This window comes from Achromobacter pestifer, assembly GCF_902859625.1.
Taxonomy (GTDB): Bacteria; Pseudomonadota; Gammaproteobacteria; order Burkholderiales; family Burkholderiaceae_B; genus Achromobacter; species Achromobacter pestifer.
Window position 1 is genome coordinate 531607 of the sequence record NZ_CADIJX010000005.1, and the last position, 16375, is coordinate 547981.

The 16375-nt window shown below is 63.4% G+C and carries 17 protein-coding genes; 10 read left to right on the forward strand and 7 right to left on the reverse strand.

The annotated features are described in order from the left end of the window. Nucleotides 1-18 precede the first annotated feature (18 nt). The gene (locus tag HV753_RS21560) at nucleotides 19-903 is read left to right on the forward strand and encodes a LysR family transcriptional regulator (RefSeq protein WP_175176614.1); all 885 of its coding nucleotides are present in this window, start codon (nucleotides 19-21) and stop codon (nucleotides 901-903) included. Here HV753_RS21560 and HV753_RS21565 read toward each other — a convergent pair. Next, nucleotides 900-2090, reverse strand: a complete 1191-nt coding sequence (locus HV753_RS21565) for an amidohydrolase family protein (RefSeq protein WP_175176615.1) — start codon at nucleotides 2088-2090, stop codon at nucleotides 900-902. The genes HV753_RS21560 and HV753_RS21565 overlap by 4 nt on opposite strands. A gap of 64 nt (nucleotides 2091-2154) precedes the next feature. Beyond that, a complete protein-coding gene (locus tag HV753_RS21570; protein ID WP_175176212.1) occupies nucleotides 2155-2352 on the reverse strand; it encodes a hypothetical protein in 198 nt (65 codons plus the stop codon). Between the two features lie 191 nt (nucleotides 2353-2543). Here HV753_RS21570 and HV753_RS21575 point away from each other — a divergent pair, with 191 nt between their 5' ends. Continuing rightward, entirely contained in the window at nucleotides 2544-3041 is a 498-nt protein-coding gene (locus HV753_RS21575) for an ASCH domain-containing protein (RefSeq protein ID WP_175176616.1), read from the forward strand. A 290-nt stretch (nucleotides 3042-3331) separates the two neighbouring features. After that, on the forward strand, nucleotides 3332-3667 hold the full coding sequence (locus HV753_RS21580; RefSeq protein ID WP_175176617.1) for a virulence factor: 336 nt from the start codon (nucleotides 3332-3334) through the stop codon (nucleotides 3665-3667). 212 nt (nucleotides 3668-3879) lie between these two features. Here HV753_RS21580 and HV753_RS21585 read toward each other — a convergent pair whose 3' ends face one another. The 4 genes from HV753_RS21585 to HV753_RS21600 form a co-directional block, all read right to left on the reverse strand. Then, nucleotides 3880-4128 (reverse strand): hypothetical protein, encoded by a 249-nt coding sequence (locus HV753_RS21585; RefSeq protein WP_175176618.1) that lies wholly within the window; start codon nucleotides 4126-4128, stop codon nucleotides 3880-3882. A gap of 229 nt (nucleotides 4129-4357) precedes the next feature. Continuing rightward, entirely contained in the window at nucleotides 4358-5704 is a 1347-nt protein-coding gene (gene serS / locus HV753_RS21590; protein ID WP_175176619.1) for a serine--tRNA ligase, read from the reverse strand. A gap of 42 nt (nucleotides 5705-5746) precedes the next feature. Continuing rightward, nucleotides 5747-7087 (reverse strand): replication-associated recombination protein A, encoded by a 1341-nt coding sequence (locus tag HV753_RS21595; RefSeq protein WP_175176620.1) that lies wholly within the window; start codon nucleotides 7085-7087, stop codon nucleotides 5747-5749. A gap of 92 nt (nucleotides 7088-7179) precedes the next feature. Then, on the reverse strand, nucleotides 7180-7971 hold the full coding sequence (locus HV753_RS21600; RefSeq protein ID WP_175176621.1) for a deaminated glutathione amidase: 792 nt from the start codon (nucleotides 7969-7971) through the stop codon (nucleotides 7180-7182). 176 nt (nucleotides 7972-8147) lie between these two features. Here HV753_RS21600 and HV753_RS21605 point away from each other — a divergent pair, with 176 nt between their 5' ends. Together HV753_RS21605 and HV753_RS21610 are read left to right on the forward strand one after the other, a co-directional pair. Beyond that, nucleotides 8148-9416: an amino acid deaminase gene (locus tag HV753_RS21605; protein ID WP_175176622.1), complete on the forward strand. Its 1269-nt coding sequence runs from the start codon at nucleotides 8148-8150 to the stop codon at nucleotides 9414-9416. Nucleotides 9417-9448: 32 nt separating this feature from the next. After that, nucleotides 9449-11008, forward strand: coding sequence for an ABC transporter substrate-binding protein (locus HV753_RS21610; RefSeq protein ID WP_175176623.1), 1560 nt, complete (start codon nucleotides 9449-9451; stop codon nucleotides 11006-11008). Between the two features lie 227 nt (nucleotides 11009-11235). Here the strand turns inward: HV753_RS21610 and HV753_RS21615 are convergent, their stop codons facing one another. Continuing rightward, the gene (locus HV753_RS21615) at nucleotides 11236-11451 is read right to left on the reverse strand and encodes a hypothetical protein (protein ID WP_175176624.1); all 216 of its coding nucleotides are present in this window, start codon (nucleotides 11449-11451) and stop codon (nucleotides 11236-11238) included. Between the two features lie 75 nt (nucleotides 11452-11526). Between HV753_RS21615 and HV753_RS21620 the strand changes: the two genes are divergently transcribed. From HV753_RS21620 to HV753_RS21640, 5 genes are all read left to right on the forward strand, one after another. Beyond that, nucleotides 11527-12468: an ABC transporter permease gene (locus tag HV753_RS21620; RefSeq protein ID WP_175176625.1), complete on the forward strand. Its 942-nt coding sequence runs from the start codon at nucleotides 11527-11529 to the stop codon at nucleotides 12466-12468. A gap of 121 nt (nucleotides 12469-12589) precedes the next feature. After that, the gene (locus HV753_RS21625; RefSeq protein WP_175176626.1) at nucleotides 12590-13459 is read left to right on the forward strand and encodes an ABC transporter permease; all 870 of its coding nucleotides are present in this window, start codon (nucleotides 12590-12592) and stop codon (nucleotides 13457-13459) included. A gap of 2 nt (nucleotides 13460-13461) precedes the next feature. Then, entirely contained in the window at nucleotides 13462-14469 is a 1008-nt protein-coding gene (locus tag HV753_RS21630; RefSeq protein ID WP_175176627.1) for an ABC transporter ATP-binding protein, read from the forward strand. After that, on the forward strand, nucleotides 14466-15464 hold the full coding sequence (locus HV753_RS21635) for an ABC transporter ATP-binding protein (protein WP_175176628.1): 999 nt from the start codon (nucleotides 14466-14468) through the stop codon (nucleotides 15462-15464). Before HV753_RS21630 ends, HV753_RS21635 begins: the two co-directional genes overlap by 4 nt. A 36-nt stretch (nucleotides 15465-15500) precedes the next feature. Continuing rightward, a complete protein-coding gene (locus tag HV753_RS21640) occupies nucleotides 15501-16373 on the forward strand; it encodes a MurR/RpiR family transcriptional regulator (RefSeq protein ID WP_175176629.1) in 873 nt (290 codons plus the stop codon). The last annotated feature ends 2 nt before the right edge of the window (nucleotides 16374-16375 follow it).

Consider the following 16375-nt stretch of genomic DNA (forward strand, 5'->3'; position numbering starts at 1 on the left):
CCCGAAAGGCGTGCCGCCGTGGACTCCCGCTTTCTCCAAACCTATGTGCATGTGGTGGAACTGGGTTCCATCGCCCAGGCCGCCCGGCACCAGGGGCTAACGCCCGCGACCGTGCAGCAGCGGTTGCGCGCGCTGGAAGGGGACGTAGGCAGCGCACTGATCGCCCGTTCTGGACGCACCGTCAAACCCACGCCCGCCGGCCTGCGCATCCTTGAACGTGCCCGCCACATCTTGCGCGACGTTCGGGATTTGCGTTCGGCCGCCAGCGACACCGACCTGCCCGCCGGCCCCTTGCGGCTGGGTGCCACGCCGACCGCGCTCACCGGCATCATGCCCCCGGTATTGCGCACTTGGGTCGCGCGCCATCCGCACATCGAAATCTATATCGAACCCGCGCCCACCACCCTGCTGTACAGCAAGGTGCTGTCTGGCGAACTGGACGGCGCGCTGCTGGTGCATCCGCTGTTTTCAATCCCCAAGACCTGTGTCTGGCGCGACTTGCGCCACGAACCCCTGGTGCTGGTCACCCCGGCCGACATGAAAGTGCGCGACGCGCTGGCGGTGCTCGCGCGCGAACCCTATATCTGCTATGACCGCAGCGTCGTGGGCGGCAAGATGGCGGATGATTATCTGCGGGCGCGCAATCTGCGGCCCCAGGTGCGTTTTGAGCTCGATGGAATCGATTCCATCGCCAAGCTGGTGTCTGAAGGATTGGGGGTGGCGCTGTTGCCAGACTGGGCCACCACCGGCACGCCACTGGCGGAAGTCAGGCGCTGGCCGCTGCCAGCGCCCTGCCCGGTGCGCACGGTCGGCGCAATCTGGCTACGCGCTGGCGTCCGATCGGAACTGATGCGGGCCTTCGTGGAACTGACCGAATCGCAGCTCGGCCTGTCCCAGACTTAGGCGATCGCGTCCTGCCCGTTGCGCGCCACGATCGCACCGCCGGAGACGACCAGGCGGCGCGGCTTGCGGGACACCACGGCTTCGGCCACGCAGCTGGCATCCACCAAGACCAGATCGGCGCGTGCCCCTGGCGTCAGTCCGTAGTCCGCGAATCCGCAGGCACGGGCCGCGGCGCCGGTCACGCAATCAAACGCCCATTCAACCTCGTCATCGCGCCGCAGGTCGTTGCGCAGGCCGATCATCATGGCGCGCGCCAGCATGTCTGGGCTGCCATATGGCGTCCAGGTGTCGCGGATGCCATCGTTGCCGCCGAAGATCGTGACACCGGCCTCGCGGCAAGCGCGCACGGCCGGCACGGGCCGCGAGGGCGGCGCGGTGGTCAGCACGGCCACGTCCAGCGCGGCCAGGCGCCGCAGCAAACCATCCAGCCGCTTGGCGTCGACCCCGCCCAGGCAGAATGCGTGGCTGATGACCACCTTGCCTTGCATGCCCAGCGCGGCAACGCGGTCCAGGATCAGGTCCAGCGTGAACGCCCCCAACTCGCCGGGTTCGTGCAGATGGATGTCCACCGGCTTGCCATGCTTATCGGCCAGCGCGAACAACACATCCAGGGACTTCACGGGATCACGGTCAATGGCGGAGGGGTCAAGCCCGCCCAGCACATCTGCGCCTTGGGCCAGCGCGTGGTCCAGCAATTCGGCCGTGCCCGGGCGGATCAGCAGCCCTGATTGCGGAAACGCCACCGTTTGAATCTCAATGCGGTCAGCCAGTGCTTCGCGGGTGGCATGCACGCCGTCCAGATGCCGCAGGCCCGCGTCGGTATCAACGTCGACATGGCTACGGATGCGCGTCGTGCCTTCTCGCAGAAATGCCAACGCCAGTGCGCGGGCATGGCTTGCCGCGTCGTGCCCGGTGCTGGCACGCCAGGCACGCTCGTTGTCGATGCGATCCGTCAGCGCGGACCCGACCTGGTTCACGTACCAAGGCGATTCCCAGGTGGTCTTATCCAGGTGAGTGTGCCCTTCCACCAGGCCGGGCAACAGCAAGGCGCCGCCGCCGTCTTCCACCGGGGTATCCGCCGGCGCCTGGATCTGGGGGCCGATTTTTGCGATGCGGCCAGCGCGCACCAGCACGTCCGTGGCATCGGTGGCCGACACGCGGACGTTTTTCAATAGCAGATCGATCATGGTGTATTCCCGGACAAGCGCAAGCGGCCGACCCCAAGGGCCGGCCACAAGAATCCATCAGGCATCAAACTTGCGGTGGTTCGATCCAGAAGAAGCGCTCGCCTTGCCGAATCATGTCGGCGACGCCTTCAGCGCCGATGCGATAGTCCGTACCCATCAGCGAAGCGCCGCCGTCCTCATGGATGTGGATGACGGCCAGCGGATCATTGGCCATGGTGTACCAGTAGTAACCGGGCTTGAGGTCATGCAGGTCTGTATTCATGCTCTGAGTATACAAATAACGACGCCGGTACAAAAAGACAACACTAATACAAACCATGCCTGACATCATGAACACGACAGGTCATACTGCCCGCACCTAGACAAAAATAGCTGGTGCACCTGTCACATATCGATTTCAACGCGGCGGCGGAAACGCCTGAACGTTAATCTCGAGCGGAGAACAGCGAACGCATGAAAAGGCAGTCACTTCAATTCAGCGAACCGCTTAAACAAGCCGTCTTGAACGGCTCCAAAGTGCAGAGCCGCCGCATTGTGAAGCCACAGCCGACCAAACCCACTACGGCTTGGTATGCGGATGCGGCGGACTCCGGCAGATGGGTCGCCATGGGCCCTGATCGTGATAATCCTTCCGAATTGCGCAAAACGTCCACCTGGGTCAGATGCCCCTATGGCAAATCCGGCGAAAGCATCACGCTGACGGATGAAGCCGGCCAACCGTTTGCCACGGCGGTTGTCGTTGGCGTGCGCATACAGCGCCTGCAAAGCCTGACTGAAGCCGATGCCCGCGCCGAGGGCACGCAAGCCTTATATGAAACATCGGCTCTGCTGCCGGGCGTGCCCCTGCAAACCGCATTCGCACTGACGTGGTGCGAACGCTACGGTTCGCATGCCTGGGCCGCGAATCCCTGGGTGTGGGTCGTGGAGTTCCGCCGCCAACAGGCGGAATAAGGGCGGCGACCCGCCGCATGCAGGCGTCACGACCTGCGTGGATGGTGACGGCGTGTAACGCCCACAATGAACTTCATCTCATTCCACCTGATTTCAATCGATTTCAAGTGCGGGTTTACCAGAGCGGATGCACCACGCCGCAGTGCAGCACAACCGGGCTGCCGGACGATATAGCGGTTGCGGATTGTCGCTATTGAGCGTGTGCTGCTTACGAATGGCTGGCGGAAAAGCCCGAAAATAGGGGCGTCGAATACTCAACTTTGCTGTGTCATGCAGCAGGCAGGTGCAACATGAAAAAATGGCTTATCGCAGGTGTCGGTGCCGCAGGTCTGCTGATCTCCAGCGTCGCATTGGCTCGTGTGGATGTGGGTATTTCCATCGGCATTCCCGGCGTGGTCTACCCGGCGCCGGTCTATGTCGCCCCCGCACCGGTCTACGTGGCCCCGCCGCCGCCCGTCTATTACCGCCCGGCTCCCGTTTATGTGGCGCCCCCGGTGGTTTACCCCGCCCCGGTTTATTACCATGGCGGCCCCTACTGGCGCGGCGGCCCGCCCCCGCGCTACTACGGCCCGGGTCACGGCTATAACCGTGGACACGGACGCGGTCACGGCGACTGGCGTCGTTAAAAACAAAGGCCACTCGATTGAGTGGCCTTTTTTCCGTCGGGACATTGTCCGGTGTCCCGTTGGATCAGTATCAGACCGCGGGGGCCTGCACAGGCTTGCCAGCCATGACGGCGGGCTTTTGCAATAGCGGCAGAGCCTTATTGGCTTCCTGCGGCGATTCTTGAACTAAATCAATCCATCTACGGGGGGCACTTGAGGCCCTCCACCATCCATTATGCGGACGCATGAGCAAACTCCGGTTCACCGTTAAAACGCACACCATTGATTTCTTGGAACAATTGACGGCTTTCTTGTTCGGCATCGTGCAACTCTGAGAACGGCGCCTGTCCCGGCACCGTCCAGCATTTTTCCGGTGCGGTACCGCCCACTCGGCGGGTCCATATCTGCACGCGGTAGCCCTGTTCGTCTTCACGAACGACAGAGCATCTCACACGAAAATCTCCAATCATTCTTGAAGTCATGGACAACTCCTTGTTATATAAGTGAATGAAGCGTGTAGAACGCGGGTGTATTGTGCCGCAACTATCCGGCCCTTTTATTCAAATACACAATTGCTCACATCAAAATCAAGCACTCACGTTGCCAGCATAATGAGCGAAAGCGACAGGAATATGTCGTCATGATAAAAAAAAACGGAGCCCGAAGGCTCCGTCTTTTTATCCACCTCATGGTGGATAGGCATAACAAGCATCAGGGCTTCAGCACCGTCAGGCCGCCCATATAAGGCAGCAAGGCCTCGGGAATCAATACGCTGCCGTCGGCCTGCTGGTGGTTTTCCAACACGGCCACCAATGCACGGCCGACCGCCAGGCCAGAACCGTTCAAGGTATGGACGAATTCCGGTTTGCCTTGGGCATTGCGGAAACGCGCTTGCATGCGGCGAGCCTGGAAAGTCTCGCAATTGGAGACCGACGAAATTTCGCGCCAGGTATTTTGCGCAGGCAGCCACACTTCCAGGTCATAGGTTTTGGCCGAACCAAAGCCCATGTCGCCCGTGCACAGCAGCATCACGCGATAAGGCAGATTCAGCAATTGCAGCACGCGCTCGGCATGGCCGACCATGCCTTCCAATGCTTCGTAAGACTGGTCCGGCTGCGTGATCTGCACCATTTCAACCTTATCGAACTGGTGCTGGCGGATCATGCCACGGGTGTCGCGGCCGCCGCTGCCGGCTTCGGAACGGAAGCAAGGCGTATGGGCGGTGAGCTTGAGCGGCAGGTCAGCGGCAGCCTGGATGGTGTCGCGCGCCACGCTCGTCAGCGTGATTTCCGACGTGGAGATCAGGTATTGGTCTTCCCGCACGTACGGGTTGCCGTTGGCGTCCACTTTCGGATCGTCGTCGCCGCCGCCCTTGGACACGGCAAACATGTCGTCCTTGAACTTCGGCAACTGGCCCGTTCCGTACAGGGTCGAGGCGTTGACGATGTAGGGCGTGTAGCACTCGGTATAGCCATGCGTACCCGTTTGCAGATCCAGCATGAACTGGGACAGCGCGCGGTGCAAGCGGGCAATCGGGCCACGCATGAACGAGAAGCGCGCGCCCGACAGCTTGGCGGCCATGTCGAAATCCAGGCCCAGCGGTTCACCGATGGCCACGTGATCGCGCGCGTCGAATGCCAGGGCGGGCGGGTTGCCGTCAGCGCCAGCGGCGCCCGGCAACCAGCGGCGGACTTCAACGTTGTCGTCGGCGGATTCGCCCAGCGGCACGCTGGCGTGCGGCAGATTCGGCACGGACATGAGCAGCTCGTTAAGCGGCTGCTGCAATGCCGCCAGCTCATCTTCCAGCTGCTTCAGACGCACCGGCACGGCCTGCGATTCCGCCATGACGGCGCTGGCGTCTTCACCTTTCGCCTTGAGTTGACCGATCTGCTTGGCCAGCGCATTGCGGCGGGCTTGCAGGGACTCGGTTTCGGTCTGGACGGCCTTGCGGCGAGACTCCAGATCATTGAACCGTTCCGTGTCGAAAGACACGCCACGGCTCTTGAGGCGGTCTACGACGGTTTGCAGGTCTTTACGCAGCAGTATCGGGTCTAGCATGTTGATGTCGGTGAGGTTGCGAAAAGCAACGGGCGCGGCCCGTTACGGTTTTTTGGCGCGTTCCTGCGCATCCAGCTCGCGCAGAAATGCCAACTTTTGCTGGATTTTAGCCTCCAGGCCGCGATCAGTCGGCCGATAGAAGGAAGGCTTGAGTCCATCCGGAAAATATTGCTCGCCCGCGGCATAGCCGTGCGGCTCGTCATGGGCGTAGCGATAGGCCTTGCCGTGGCCCAATTGCTTCATCAATTTGGTGGGCGCGTTGCGCAGGTGGATGGGCACCGGCGCGCTGCCGTGCTCCGTCGCAAACTGGCGTGCTTGATTGTAGGCGTTGTAGACAGCGTTCGATTTGGCCGCGCAGGCCATGTAGACCACCGCTTGTGCCAGCGCCAATTCGCCTTCCGGCGAACCCAGACGTTCGTAGATGTCGGCGCCATTCACGGCCAGGTCGGTCGCGCGCGGATCGGCCAGGCCGATATCCTCGATGGCCATGCGCACCAGCCGGCGCGACAGGTATTTGGGATCCGCTCCCCCATCGATCATGCGGCAGAACCAGTACAGCGCGGCATCCGGATTGGATCCTCGCACCGACTTGTGCAGTGCGCTGATCTGGTCGTAGAAGGCGTCGCCGCCCTTGTCAAAGCGCCGCAAGTTCTGCGACAGCGAGATTTCAAGCCAAGCCGCGTCAACCGTGTCGCGCCCCGCTGACTGCGCGGATTCGGCAACGACTTCCACCGCGCTGATCAGGCGGCGCGCATCGCCATCAGCCCAGGCGGCAAGCTGCTCGCGCGCATCGGCCTCCACGCGGATGGTTTCGCCGTCTTCCAGTCCATCGTTCAGCGATTCGACCGCTCGATCGACCAGCTGTTGCAGTTCCTCAGGCGACAGCGATTGCAACACGTACACCCGCGCCCGCGACAGCAAGGCCGAGTTGACCTCGAACGACGGGTTCTCGGTGGTGGCGCCGATAAACGTGAACAGCCCGCTTTCCACATAGGGCAGGAAGGCATCCTGCTGTGCCTTGTTGAAGCGATGCACTTCGTCAACGAAGAGAATCGTGCGGCGGCCCTGACCTTGAGCCACTTGCGCCACCGTGACCGCTTCGCGAATGTCCTTGACACCGCCCAGCACGGCCGAAATGGCGATGAACTGGGCGTCGAAGCCGTCGGCCATCAAGCGAGCCAGCGTGGTCTTGCCCACGCCTGGCGGCCCCCAGAAGATCATGGAATGCGGACGGCCGGACTCAAAAGCGACGCGCAGGGGCTTGTCCGGACCCAGCAGGTGCGATTGCCCCACCACGTCGGACAAGGTGCGCGGGCGCAGGCGCTCGGCCAGGGGCACATAGGGCCGATGCGCAGGATCGGCCGCGAAGAGATCGTTGCTCATTGGCAGCAGATGGGGGAAGACAGCAAGAAGTTCAAGTCAGCATTACACCATGACCGCCAGCCCTTCCCCGCCCCCCGCGGCGGGCCAGGCGCTTACGACAATTCCGGAGGCACGAAGCGGCGGTTGGCCAGAACCGGCAACACCTTGCGGGCATGCGCCAGACGTTCGGGGTCAATGTCCGCGAACACCAGCGCCGGGGCCTCGCCCGCACGCGCCATCACGACGCCCAACGGATCCACCACCATGCTGCAACCGATGTTACGTTCGCCGCATTCGCCCGCAGCCGCCACGTAGCACGTGTTTTCCAGCGCGCGCGCCGTGACCAGGACCTCCCAGTGCATTTCCTTCAGCGGGCCACGTACCCAAGCGGCCGGCAGCACCAGCAAATCCGCGCCGTCCAGCGCCAGACGGCGTGCCAATTCGGGGAAACGCACGTCGTAGCAAGTCATCAAACCCACGCGCAGGCCCGCGATTTCCAACAGGGGCGGGATATCGGTGCCGGGCGTGACATTGGTGGATTCCTTCATGTTGAAGGCGTCGTACAGGTGCAGTTTGCGGTACTGCGACACGATCTGTCCGTCGCGCAGCGTGACCAGCGTATTCCAGACCCGCCCTTCACCCGTCGGGATGTGCACGCACATCATGGTCGACAAGGATGATCCCCGGCTGGCCTCCAGCAAACGGGTCATGAAGGGGCCGTCCAGCGGTTGCGCGGCCTTCAGCACAATCTGCGGGTCGGTGATATCGCGGGCCAGGATGCCTTCGGGCAACACCAGCAGATCGGCGCCACCCGCCTGGGCGCGCTCCATCAGGTCGACGCAGACCTGGGCGTTCTCTTCCCAGACACGGCTGACGGCGAACTGGCCCAAAGCAACTTTCAACATGACTTTTCCTTGTGGGGAACGGGTTTTCCGGCGACTTTTCCCGGTTTTCCTATTGTCGCGCCAACTCGCCGATTGCGCCGACTACGGGAAACTCCTAGCTCCCGCTTGTAAATTTCTTTCACGATAATGAAAAAAATCTACTTTGACGTAAATATTTTCCATAACCAGCGCCCGCCATGACGAACTCCTCCTCCCCCGCAGCCCTGTTGGACGTGAACGGCAAAGGCCTGGGCGCCTTTCCCGAATCCTGTAGCACCGCCGACGTGGCGGCCCTGAACTGGAATCTGCTGCGCGAAGACGTCAGCCTGCCCGTGGCGGTGCTGTACGAAGCGCGCGTCCGCCACAACCTGCAATGGATGCAGCAGTTCATGGAGGCGTACCACGTCAAGTTGGCGCCGCACGGCAAAACCACGATGAGCCCCGCCCTGTTCAAGCGCCAGATCGACAACGGCGCCTGGGGCATCACGCTGGCCACCGCGCCGCAAGTGCTGGCTGCCTATCAGCACGGCATCCGCCGGGTCCTGATGGCCAACCAACTGGTGGGCCGCGCCAACATGGCCATCATCGCGCGTTTGCTGCAAGACCCCGCCTTTACCTATTTCTGCATTGTGGACTCGCCCGCCAATGCCGCCCAGTTGGGCAAATTCTTCGGTGAACAAGGCCTGATCCTGCCTGTGTTGATTGAACTGGGCCCCACCGGTGGCCGCACGGGCGTGCGTGATGACGCGCAATTGCAGGCGGTGGTCGAGGAAATCGGCCGTTGGCCCGGCCTGACCCTGGCCGGCATCGAAGTCTATGAAGGTGTGTTGCAGGAAGAAGCCGCCATCCGCGCCTTCCTGCGCCGCGCCACCGACGCCCTGCGCGGACTGGCCAGCGCCGGCCGCCTGCGCAAGAGCGGCCCCGCGATCATCTCCGGCGCCGGCTCGGCGTGGTTCGATGTCGTGGCCGAAGAATTCTCGCAGCTGGACATTGGCTTGCCGCTGGAAGTGGTGCTGCGCCCCGGCTGCTACTTGTCGCACGACGTGGGCGTCTACCGGTCGGCTGCCGAACGCATCAACGCCCACAACCCCGTGGCGCAAAAAATGGAACCCGGCCTGCTGCCCGCCTTGCAGGTCTGGGCCTACGTGCAATCGCTGCCCGAACCCGGCCGCGCCATCATCGCGATGGGCAAGCGTGACGCCGCGTTCGATGCGGGCCTGCCTACCCCCGCCCTGGTGTTCCGACCGGGCCAGGAAGCCCCCACCGCCGCACCCGGCACCTGGAAGCTGACCGCCATGATGGATCAGCACGCCTTCATGCAGATCGGCGATGGCGACGACATCCAGGTCGGCGACATGATCGCCTTCGATATCTCGCACCCCTGCCTGACCTTCGACAAATGGCGCCAGGTCCTGCTGGTGGACGAGCAATACCGCGTCACCGACGTAGCCGAAACCTTTTTCTGACCCCTTGTTTTTGACCCTCTGGAGAGAGAATCATGAACTTCCGACCCTCACGGCGAGGCGGTGGGCTGACCAGCCTGCTCGCGGCCGGCGCAATTGGCTTGACCGCACTGTCGTCCCCCGCCCTCTGTGCCACGCCGGTCAAGGGAGGCACGATTTCCGTCGCCACCATCGGTGAACCGCCCACGCTGGACCCGATGACCAGCACGGCCGACCTGGTGGGCATCCTGACGCAGCATTTCTTTGAAACGCTGTACACCTTCGACGCCAAGTGGAATTTGACCCCGCTGTTGGCCGACAAGATGCCGGACGTCACCCCCGACGGCCTGATCTACACCATTCCCCTGCGCCAGGGCATCACCTTCCATGACGGCTCCAAGATGGATTCGTCGGACGTATTGGCCTCGCTCAAGCGCTGGACCGAAACGGCCACGCGCGGCAAGGGCGCGGCCAAGGTCATCAGCAGCATCGAGGCGCCCGACGCCAATACCATCCGCATCACGCTCAAGCAGCCGTACGCGCCGTTGACCGCGCTGCTGGCCATGAACAACGCCGCCGCCGTCATCATGCCCAAGGGCAAGATCGCGCCAGTGCTGACCGAAATCGTCGGCACGGGCCCGTACCAACTGAAGGCCCGCGTGCCGGACCAGTACATCCAGCTGGTGCGCTTTGAAGGCTACAAGCAACGCGAAGGCGAACCTGACGGCTACGGCGGCGCGCGCAAGCAATACCTGGACGAAATCCGCTTCGTGCCAGTCAGCAACGCCAACACCCGCTCGGAAGCGGCTGCCGCCGGCCAGTTCGACTATGTCGATTCGCTGCCGGTGGAAGCCCTGGACAAGCTCAAGGGCGGCCGTTCGGACCCGGTGATGCTCAAGCCTTTCGGCTGGCCGCGTCTGGTGCTCAACACCAAGCAAGGCATCATGTCCAACCTGGCCGTGCGTCAGGCAGTGCAATTGGCACTGAATGAAGAAGACATGCTGTTCGCCGCCTTCGGCAACAAGGAGTTCTACAAGCTCAATGGCGACCTGTATCCGGAAGGCTACCCGTGGGCCACGTCGCTGGGCGGCAAGGTCTACAACAAGGCCGACTCCGCCGCCGCCAAGAAGCTGCTGGATGGCGCCAACGTCGCCGACAAGAAGATCCGCATCCTGACCAGCCAGCAGTATGAGTTCCATTACAAGATGGCGCTGGTGGCCGCTGAGTACCTGAAGGCTGCTGGTTTCACGGTGGACATGCAGGTCGTGGATTGGGCCACCTTGACGCAACGCCGCCAGGACCCGGCCGTGTGGGACATCTTCATCACCCACAGCGTGTTCCTGCCGGAACCCGCGTTGATCGACTTCCCGTCCAAGGACGCGCCAGGCTGGTGGGACACGCCCCGCCGCGCGCAGGTGATGGACGCCTTCAATCAGGCGCGCACGCAGGAAGAACGCATCAAGCGCTGGGCCGATGTGCAGCAGGCGGTGTATGACGAGATCCCCTTCGTCAAGGTCGGCGACTTCAACGCCCAGGCCGCACGTTCGCCGTCGCTGCAAGGCACCAAGCCAGCCCCGTGGCCGTACTTCTGGAACGCCTGGAAGAGCGCCAAGTAAAACTGCCTGAAGGGGGAAATGGCTCGCAAGAGCCAGCCCCCATCCCGAGTTCGTAGGATGGGTGTAGCGCGAGAGGACCCGCGCAAAAACGCGAATGCCAAGCGCGCGCAACCCATCAAGCAGCAGTGAGTTCTTGGCGGCTCCTGCCAGAGCAGAATCGTTGCTTGATGGGTTGCGCGCGCTGAGCATGTTCTTTCTTGCATGGAGCCTCTCGCGCTACACCCATCCTACGTGCCCCGACAGTCGTAGTTCGTGCGCCGACGGTCGTGGTTCATGTCGCGACAGTCGTAGTTCATGCCTCGACAGTCGTGGTTCATGCCCCGACAGTCGTAGTTCGTGCCCCGACAGTCGTGGTTCATGCCCCGACAGTCGTAGTTCATGCCCCGACAGTCGTGGTTCATGCCCCGACAGTCGTAGTTCATGCCCCGACGGTCGTGGTTCATGCCTCGACAGTCATCGTTCATGCCTCGACAGTCATACCCCGTGCCCCGAAAGTCGTATTTTTTAGGACTGCCATCGTGTTGCGTTATCTCTTAAACCGGCTGGTCGGGCTGGTGGCCGTGATGTTCATCGTCGCGACCATCGTGTTCGTCATCATCCGCGTCACGCCCGGGGACCCGGCCGCGGTGATGCTGGGCCCGCAGGCCAGCCAGCAGGACATCGCGGCGTTGCGCACGCAGCTGGGGCTGGATCAGCCCATGGCGCTGCAATACTTGTCATGGCTGGGCAAACTGGCGCAGGGCGACCTGGGCCAGTCCATCTTCATGAACAAGCCCGTGCTGTCAGCGTTGGCAGACCGTGCCGAACCGACAATCCTGCTGACCTTGATGTCGCTCTTGATCGCCAGCGCCATTGCGCTGCCAGTGGGGATCTTGTCCGCCGTGAAGCGCGGCACCACGCTGGACCAGTCGGTGCTGTCGTTCTCGATGTTCACCTCCAGCGTGCCCAGCTTCTGGCTTGGCCTGCTGCTGATGCAAGTGTTCTCGGTGAAGCTGGGATGGTTGCCCGTGTCCGGCTATGGCGGCCCGGATGCGTCACTGCTCACGCGCCTGTCGCACCTGATTCTGCCCGCCGTGGTGCTGGGCCTGGTGAACTCCGCGTTGATCACCCGCTTCATCCGCGCCAGCATGCTGGACGTGCTGCGTGACGATTATGTGCGCACCGCCCGGGCCAAGGGTCTGTCGGAAATGCGCGTGATCATGAAGCACGCCGTGCGCAACGCGCTGATCCCGATCCTGACGGTGCTGGGCCTGACCACCGCCCTCTTGATCAGCGGCGCGGTCGTGACGGAAACCGTGTTCGGCCTGCCCGGCGTCGGCAGCCTGGTGGTGTCTGCGGTGCTGCGCCGCGACTACCCCGTCATCCAGGGCGCGCTGCTGATCATCGCGGCCATCTACGTCCTGATCAATCTGATCATCGACCTGCTGTACTTGTTGGTCGACCCCCGGGTGCGCTACTGATGAACCAAACCCACTCCCCATGCGCCTGCGGCGCCTGCCCCTCAAAGGGGGCGCCACCTGCGGCCCGGCAAAGCCGGCTCCTCGTGGCCCCGATCGGCATTGCCGCAACGGAGCAATCAAGATGACTAACGCAATTGCTGTGAATCCTGGCGACGACCGCTGGCAGGTGCTGCGCCTGCTGGTGTCGCGCAAGACCGTCCTGCTAAGCCTGATCGTGATCGTCGTGCTGGTGGCCGCCGCGCTGCTGGCGCCCTGGGTCAGCCCCTACGATCCGTTCAAGCTGTCCATCATGAATCGGCTGAAAGCACCGGGCGCCGCGCACTGGTTCGGCACCGACGACTTTGGGCGCGACGTGTTCAGCCGCGTCATCTACGGCGGCAGGCTGTCGCTGATGGTGGGCTTTTCCGTCGTCATCGTGTCCAGCGTGCTGGGCATCGCACTCGGGCTGATTGCCGGCTTCTTCCGGTCGGCCGACAAGTTCGTGTCGCGCCTGATCGACGCCATGATGGCCTTCCCCGACATCCTGCTGGCGATCTCGCTGGTGGCCGCGCTGGGACCGTCGCTGATCAACGTGGTCATTGCACTGGGCATCGTCTACACGCCGCGCCTGGCTCGCATCGTCCGCGCCTCGACGCTGGTGATCCGCGAACTGCCCTTCGTCGAAGCCGCCCGCGCGCTGGGCGTGCCGACTTGGCGCATTGTCACCGTGCACGTGCTGCGCAACCTGGTGTCGCCCATCCTGGTGCAGGGCACCTTCATCTTCGCCTACGCGATCCTGGCCGAAGCCGGCCTGTCGTTCCTGGGCGTGGGCGTATCACCCGATATCCCCACCTGGGGCACCATGATCAACGCCGGCCAGCAATACATGGGCTCGGCCGACTGGATCATGATTTTCCCCGGCATCGCCATTGTCCTGTCCGTGCTGTCGCTGCAACTGGTTGGCGACGGACTGCGTGACGTACTCGACCCGCGCCTGCGCAAGGAGCTGTAATCATGACGGCAAGCACCCGAGACGTCGTGCTGTCCGTGGAAGGGCTGAAAACCTGGTTCCACAGCCGCGACGGCATCGCCAAATCCGTGGACGGCGTCACCTTCGATCTGGCCCGTGGCGAAACGCTGGCCATCGTCGGCGAATCCGGTTCCGGAAAATCCGTGACCAGCCTGTCCATCATGGGCCTGTTGCCCAAGCCGGCAGGCCGCATCGAAGATGGCAAGATCCTGTACCGCGATCGCCAGGGCGTGCAGCACGATCTGGCCCACGCCACGCCCGCCACCTTGCAGAAGATCCGCGGCGCTGAAATCGCCATGATCTTCCAGGAGCCAATGACCAGCCTGAACCCGCTGTACACGGTGGGCGACCAGATCGCCGAAGCCGTGTTGCAGCACGAAGGCGGCTCTTACGCTGCGGCGATCCGGCGTGCCCGCGACATGCTGGAGCGCGTGGAGATCCCCGCGGCCGACCGGCGCGTGCACGAATATCCGCACCAGATGTCTGGCGGCATGCGCCAACGTGTGATGATCGCGCTGGCGCTGGCTTGCAACCCGGCGGTGTTGATCGCCGACGAGCCCACCACCGCGCTGGACGTCACCGTGCAGGCGCAGATTCTGGACTTGCTGCGCCGGCTGCAAAAAGAAATGAACATGAGCATTCTGTTCATTACCCACAATCTGGGCGTGGTGGCCGAGATCGCGCATCGCGTGGCGGTCATGTACGCCGGGCGCGTGGTGGAAGACGCAGGCGTCTACGACCTGTTTGAAAAGCCTACGCACCCCTACACCCGCGGCCTCTTGTCCTGTCTGCCCACCGCCGCCCTGCTGGCCTCGGGCGAACGCCTGCTCGCCATCCCCGGCAACGTGCCCAGCGTGCTGTCGCTGCCGGCGGGCTGCACGTTCGCGCCGCGCTGCGAACTGGCCGCCGACGACTGCCGCGCCGCCGTGCCCGAACTGATTGCCGTGCAAGCCGAACATCATGCGCGCTGCATCAAGGTGAATCCGATATGACAAGCCCTCAAGTGACCGTGCGCGCGGAAGATCCGCTGGTCCGGATTGAAGATCTGAAAGTCCACTTCCCGACCTCGCAGGCGCGCAACGCCCCTGTCGTGCGGGCGGTCGATGGCGTCAGCTTCGACGTACCGAAAAACACCATCGTGGGTCTGGTCGGCGAATCCGGATCGGGCAAGACCACCACCGGCCGCGCGCTGTTGCGCCTGTTCGCCCCCACAGCCGGCCGCATCCTGTTCGACGGCCAAGACATCACCAAGCTGAACGAAAGGCAGATGCTGCCTTGGCGCCGCCGCATGCAGATCGTGTTCCAGGATCCCTACGCCAGCCTTAACCCGCGCATGACGGTGGCCGAGATCCTGGGCGAAGCGCTGGACACGCACAAGCTGGCGCAGCACCGCCGCTCTGCCCGCATCGGCGAACTGCTGGAGCGCGTGGGCCTGAATGCCGATCACAGCCGCCGCTATCCGCACGAGTTCTCCGGTGGCCAGCGCCAGCGCATCGGCATTGCCCGCGCGCTGGCGGTGGAGCCTGACTTCATCGTCGCGGACGAACCCGTCTCCGCGCTGGACGTCTCGGTGCAGGCGCAGGTGTTGAACCTGCTGCAAGACTTGCAGCGCGACCTGGGCCTGACCATGTTGTTCGTCGCCCATGATCTGGCCGTGGTGGACTACCTGTGCGACGAAGTGGTCGTGATGTATCTGGGCCGCGTCATGGAACGCGGGCCAACCAGCGAGGTCTACGCCCGTCCCCGTCATCCCTACACCCGTGCGCTGCTGTCGGCCGCGCCCGTGCCGGATCCGCGCGCCCCGCGTTCGCGTATTCTGCTTAAAGGCGATATCCCCAGCCCGGTCAATCCGCCGTCCGGTTGCGTATTCCGCACGCGCTGCCCCCACGCCATCGATGCCTGCGCAACGATCGAGGCACAGGCCGTCAGCGTGGGCCCGGGCCACTTCGTGGCCTGTTCGCGCATCGACGCCCCCGAGCTTGCCTAGCCTTTGCCCCGCCCAGATTTGATCCAGGAACCCCACATGAACATGATCCGCGACATCGTCTTCCAGATACGCAGTCGGCGGGACGCATTGAGCGTGACCGAACGCAAGGTCGCCGACGCCATCCTGGACGACATCATCTGGGGCGCCAGCGCCACGGTCGACCAATTGGCGACCAAGGCCGGCGTCAGCATCGCCACCATCTCGCGCTTTGCGCGCACGGTGGGCTGCGAAGATACCCGTGACTTGAAGATGAAGCTGGCGCAGGCCAGCACGGTGGGCAGCCGTTTCCTGGACCCCAGCGCGCCTGCCGAGGAAAGCACCTTCTACGCCCGCATCTACGCAGACATCGAAAGCACGCTGCGCGCGCACTTGCCCACCTTCACCGAACAATTGTTCGAGCAGGCATCCAGCATTGTCGATGGCGCCCGCATGATCTACGTGTTCGGCATGGGCGGCGCATCGGCCGTGTTGGCACAGGAAGTGCAGTCGCGCCTGGTACGCCTGGGCTACCCCATCGCCGTCTACAGCGACGCCGTGTTGCTGCGGATGGTGGCTGCCACCCTGGATGAACGCGATGCGGTGCTGATTCTGTCGGCCTCGGGCCTCACGCCCGAAATCGTGGGGGCCGCCCGCATCGTCAAGCAATACCGGGCTCGCATCGTTGCCATTACCGACGCCACTTCCGAACTGGCCAAGCTGGCTGACGTGGTGCTGCCGATCCGCACGGACGAAACCGACTTCATCTACAAACCCTCGGCATCGCGCTACGCGATGATGCTGGCCATCGACTTGCTGTCGACCGAACTGGCCATGCTGAACCAAGAGGAAAACCGCGAACGCCTGCGCCGCATCAAGCTGGCGCTGGACGAACACCGCGGCGGCCCCAACCGTTTGCCGCTGGGCGATTGAAC

Excerpts from the sequence above, each read along its gene's own strand:
- HV753_RS21600 (WP_175176621.1), bottom strand. The coding sequence starts at position 7,971 with ATGTTGAAAGTTGCTTTGGGCCAGTTCGCCGTCAGCCGTGTCTGGGAA.
- HV753_RS21635 (WP_175176628.1), top strand. The coding sequence starts at position 14,466 with ATGACAAGCCCTCAAGTGACCGTGCGCGCGGAAGATCCGCTGGTCCGG.
- HV753_RS21630 (WP_175176627.1), top strand. The coding sequence starts at position 13,462 with ATGACGGCAAGCACCCGAGACGTCGTGCTGTCCGTGGAAGGGCTGAAA.
- HV753_RS21615 (WP_175176624.1), bottom strand. The coding sequence starts at position 11,451 with ATGAACCACGACCGTCGGGGCATGAACTACGACTGTCGGGGCATGAAC.
- HV753_RS21585 (WP_175176618.1), bottom strand. The coding sequence starts at position 4,128 with ATGACTTCAAGAATGATTGGAGATTTTCGTGTGAGATGCTCTGTCGTT.
- serS (WP_175176619.1), bottom strand. The coding sequence starts at position 5,704 with ATGCTAGACCCGATACTGCTGCGTAAAGACCTGCAAACCGTCGTAGAC.
- HV753_RS21610 (WP_175176623.1), top strand. The coding sequence starts at position 9,449 with ATGAACTTCCGACCCTCACGGCGAGGCGGTGGGCTGACCAGCCTGCTC.
- HV753_RS21625 (WP_175176626.1), top strand. The coding sequence starts at position 12,590 with ATGACTAACGCAATTGCTGTGAATCCTGGCGACGACCGCTGGCAGGTG.
- HV753_RS21565 (WP_175176615.1), bottom strand. The coding sequence starts at position 2,090 with ATGATCGATCTGCTATTGAAAAACGTCCGCGTGTCGGCCACCGATGCC.
- HV753_RS21605 (WP_175176622.1), top strand. The coding sequence starts at position 8,148 with ATGACGAACTCCTCCTCCCCCGCAGCCCTGTTGGACGTGAACGGCAAA.
- HV753_RS21575 (WP_175176616.1), top strand. The coding sequence starts at position 2,544 with ATGAAAAGGCAGTCACTTCAATTCAGCGAACCGCTTAAACAAGCCGTC.
- HV753_RS21595 (WP_175176620.1), bottom strand. The coding sequence starts at position 7,087 with ATGAGCAACGATCTCTTCGCGGCCGATCCTGCGCATCGGCCCTATGTG.
- HV753_RS21640 (WP_175176629.1), top strand. The coding sequence starts at position 15,501 with ATGAACATGATCCGCGACATCGTCTTCCAGATACGCAGTCGGCGGGAC.
- HV753_RS21580 (WP_175176617.1), top strand. The coding sequence starts at position 3,332 with ATGAAAAAATGGCTTATCGCAGGTGTCGGTGCCGCAGGTCTGCTGATC.
- HV753_RS21570 (WP_175176212.1), bottom strand. The coding sequence starts at position 2,352 with ATGAATACAGACCTGCATGACCTCAAGCCCGGTTACTACTGGTACACC.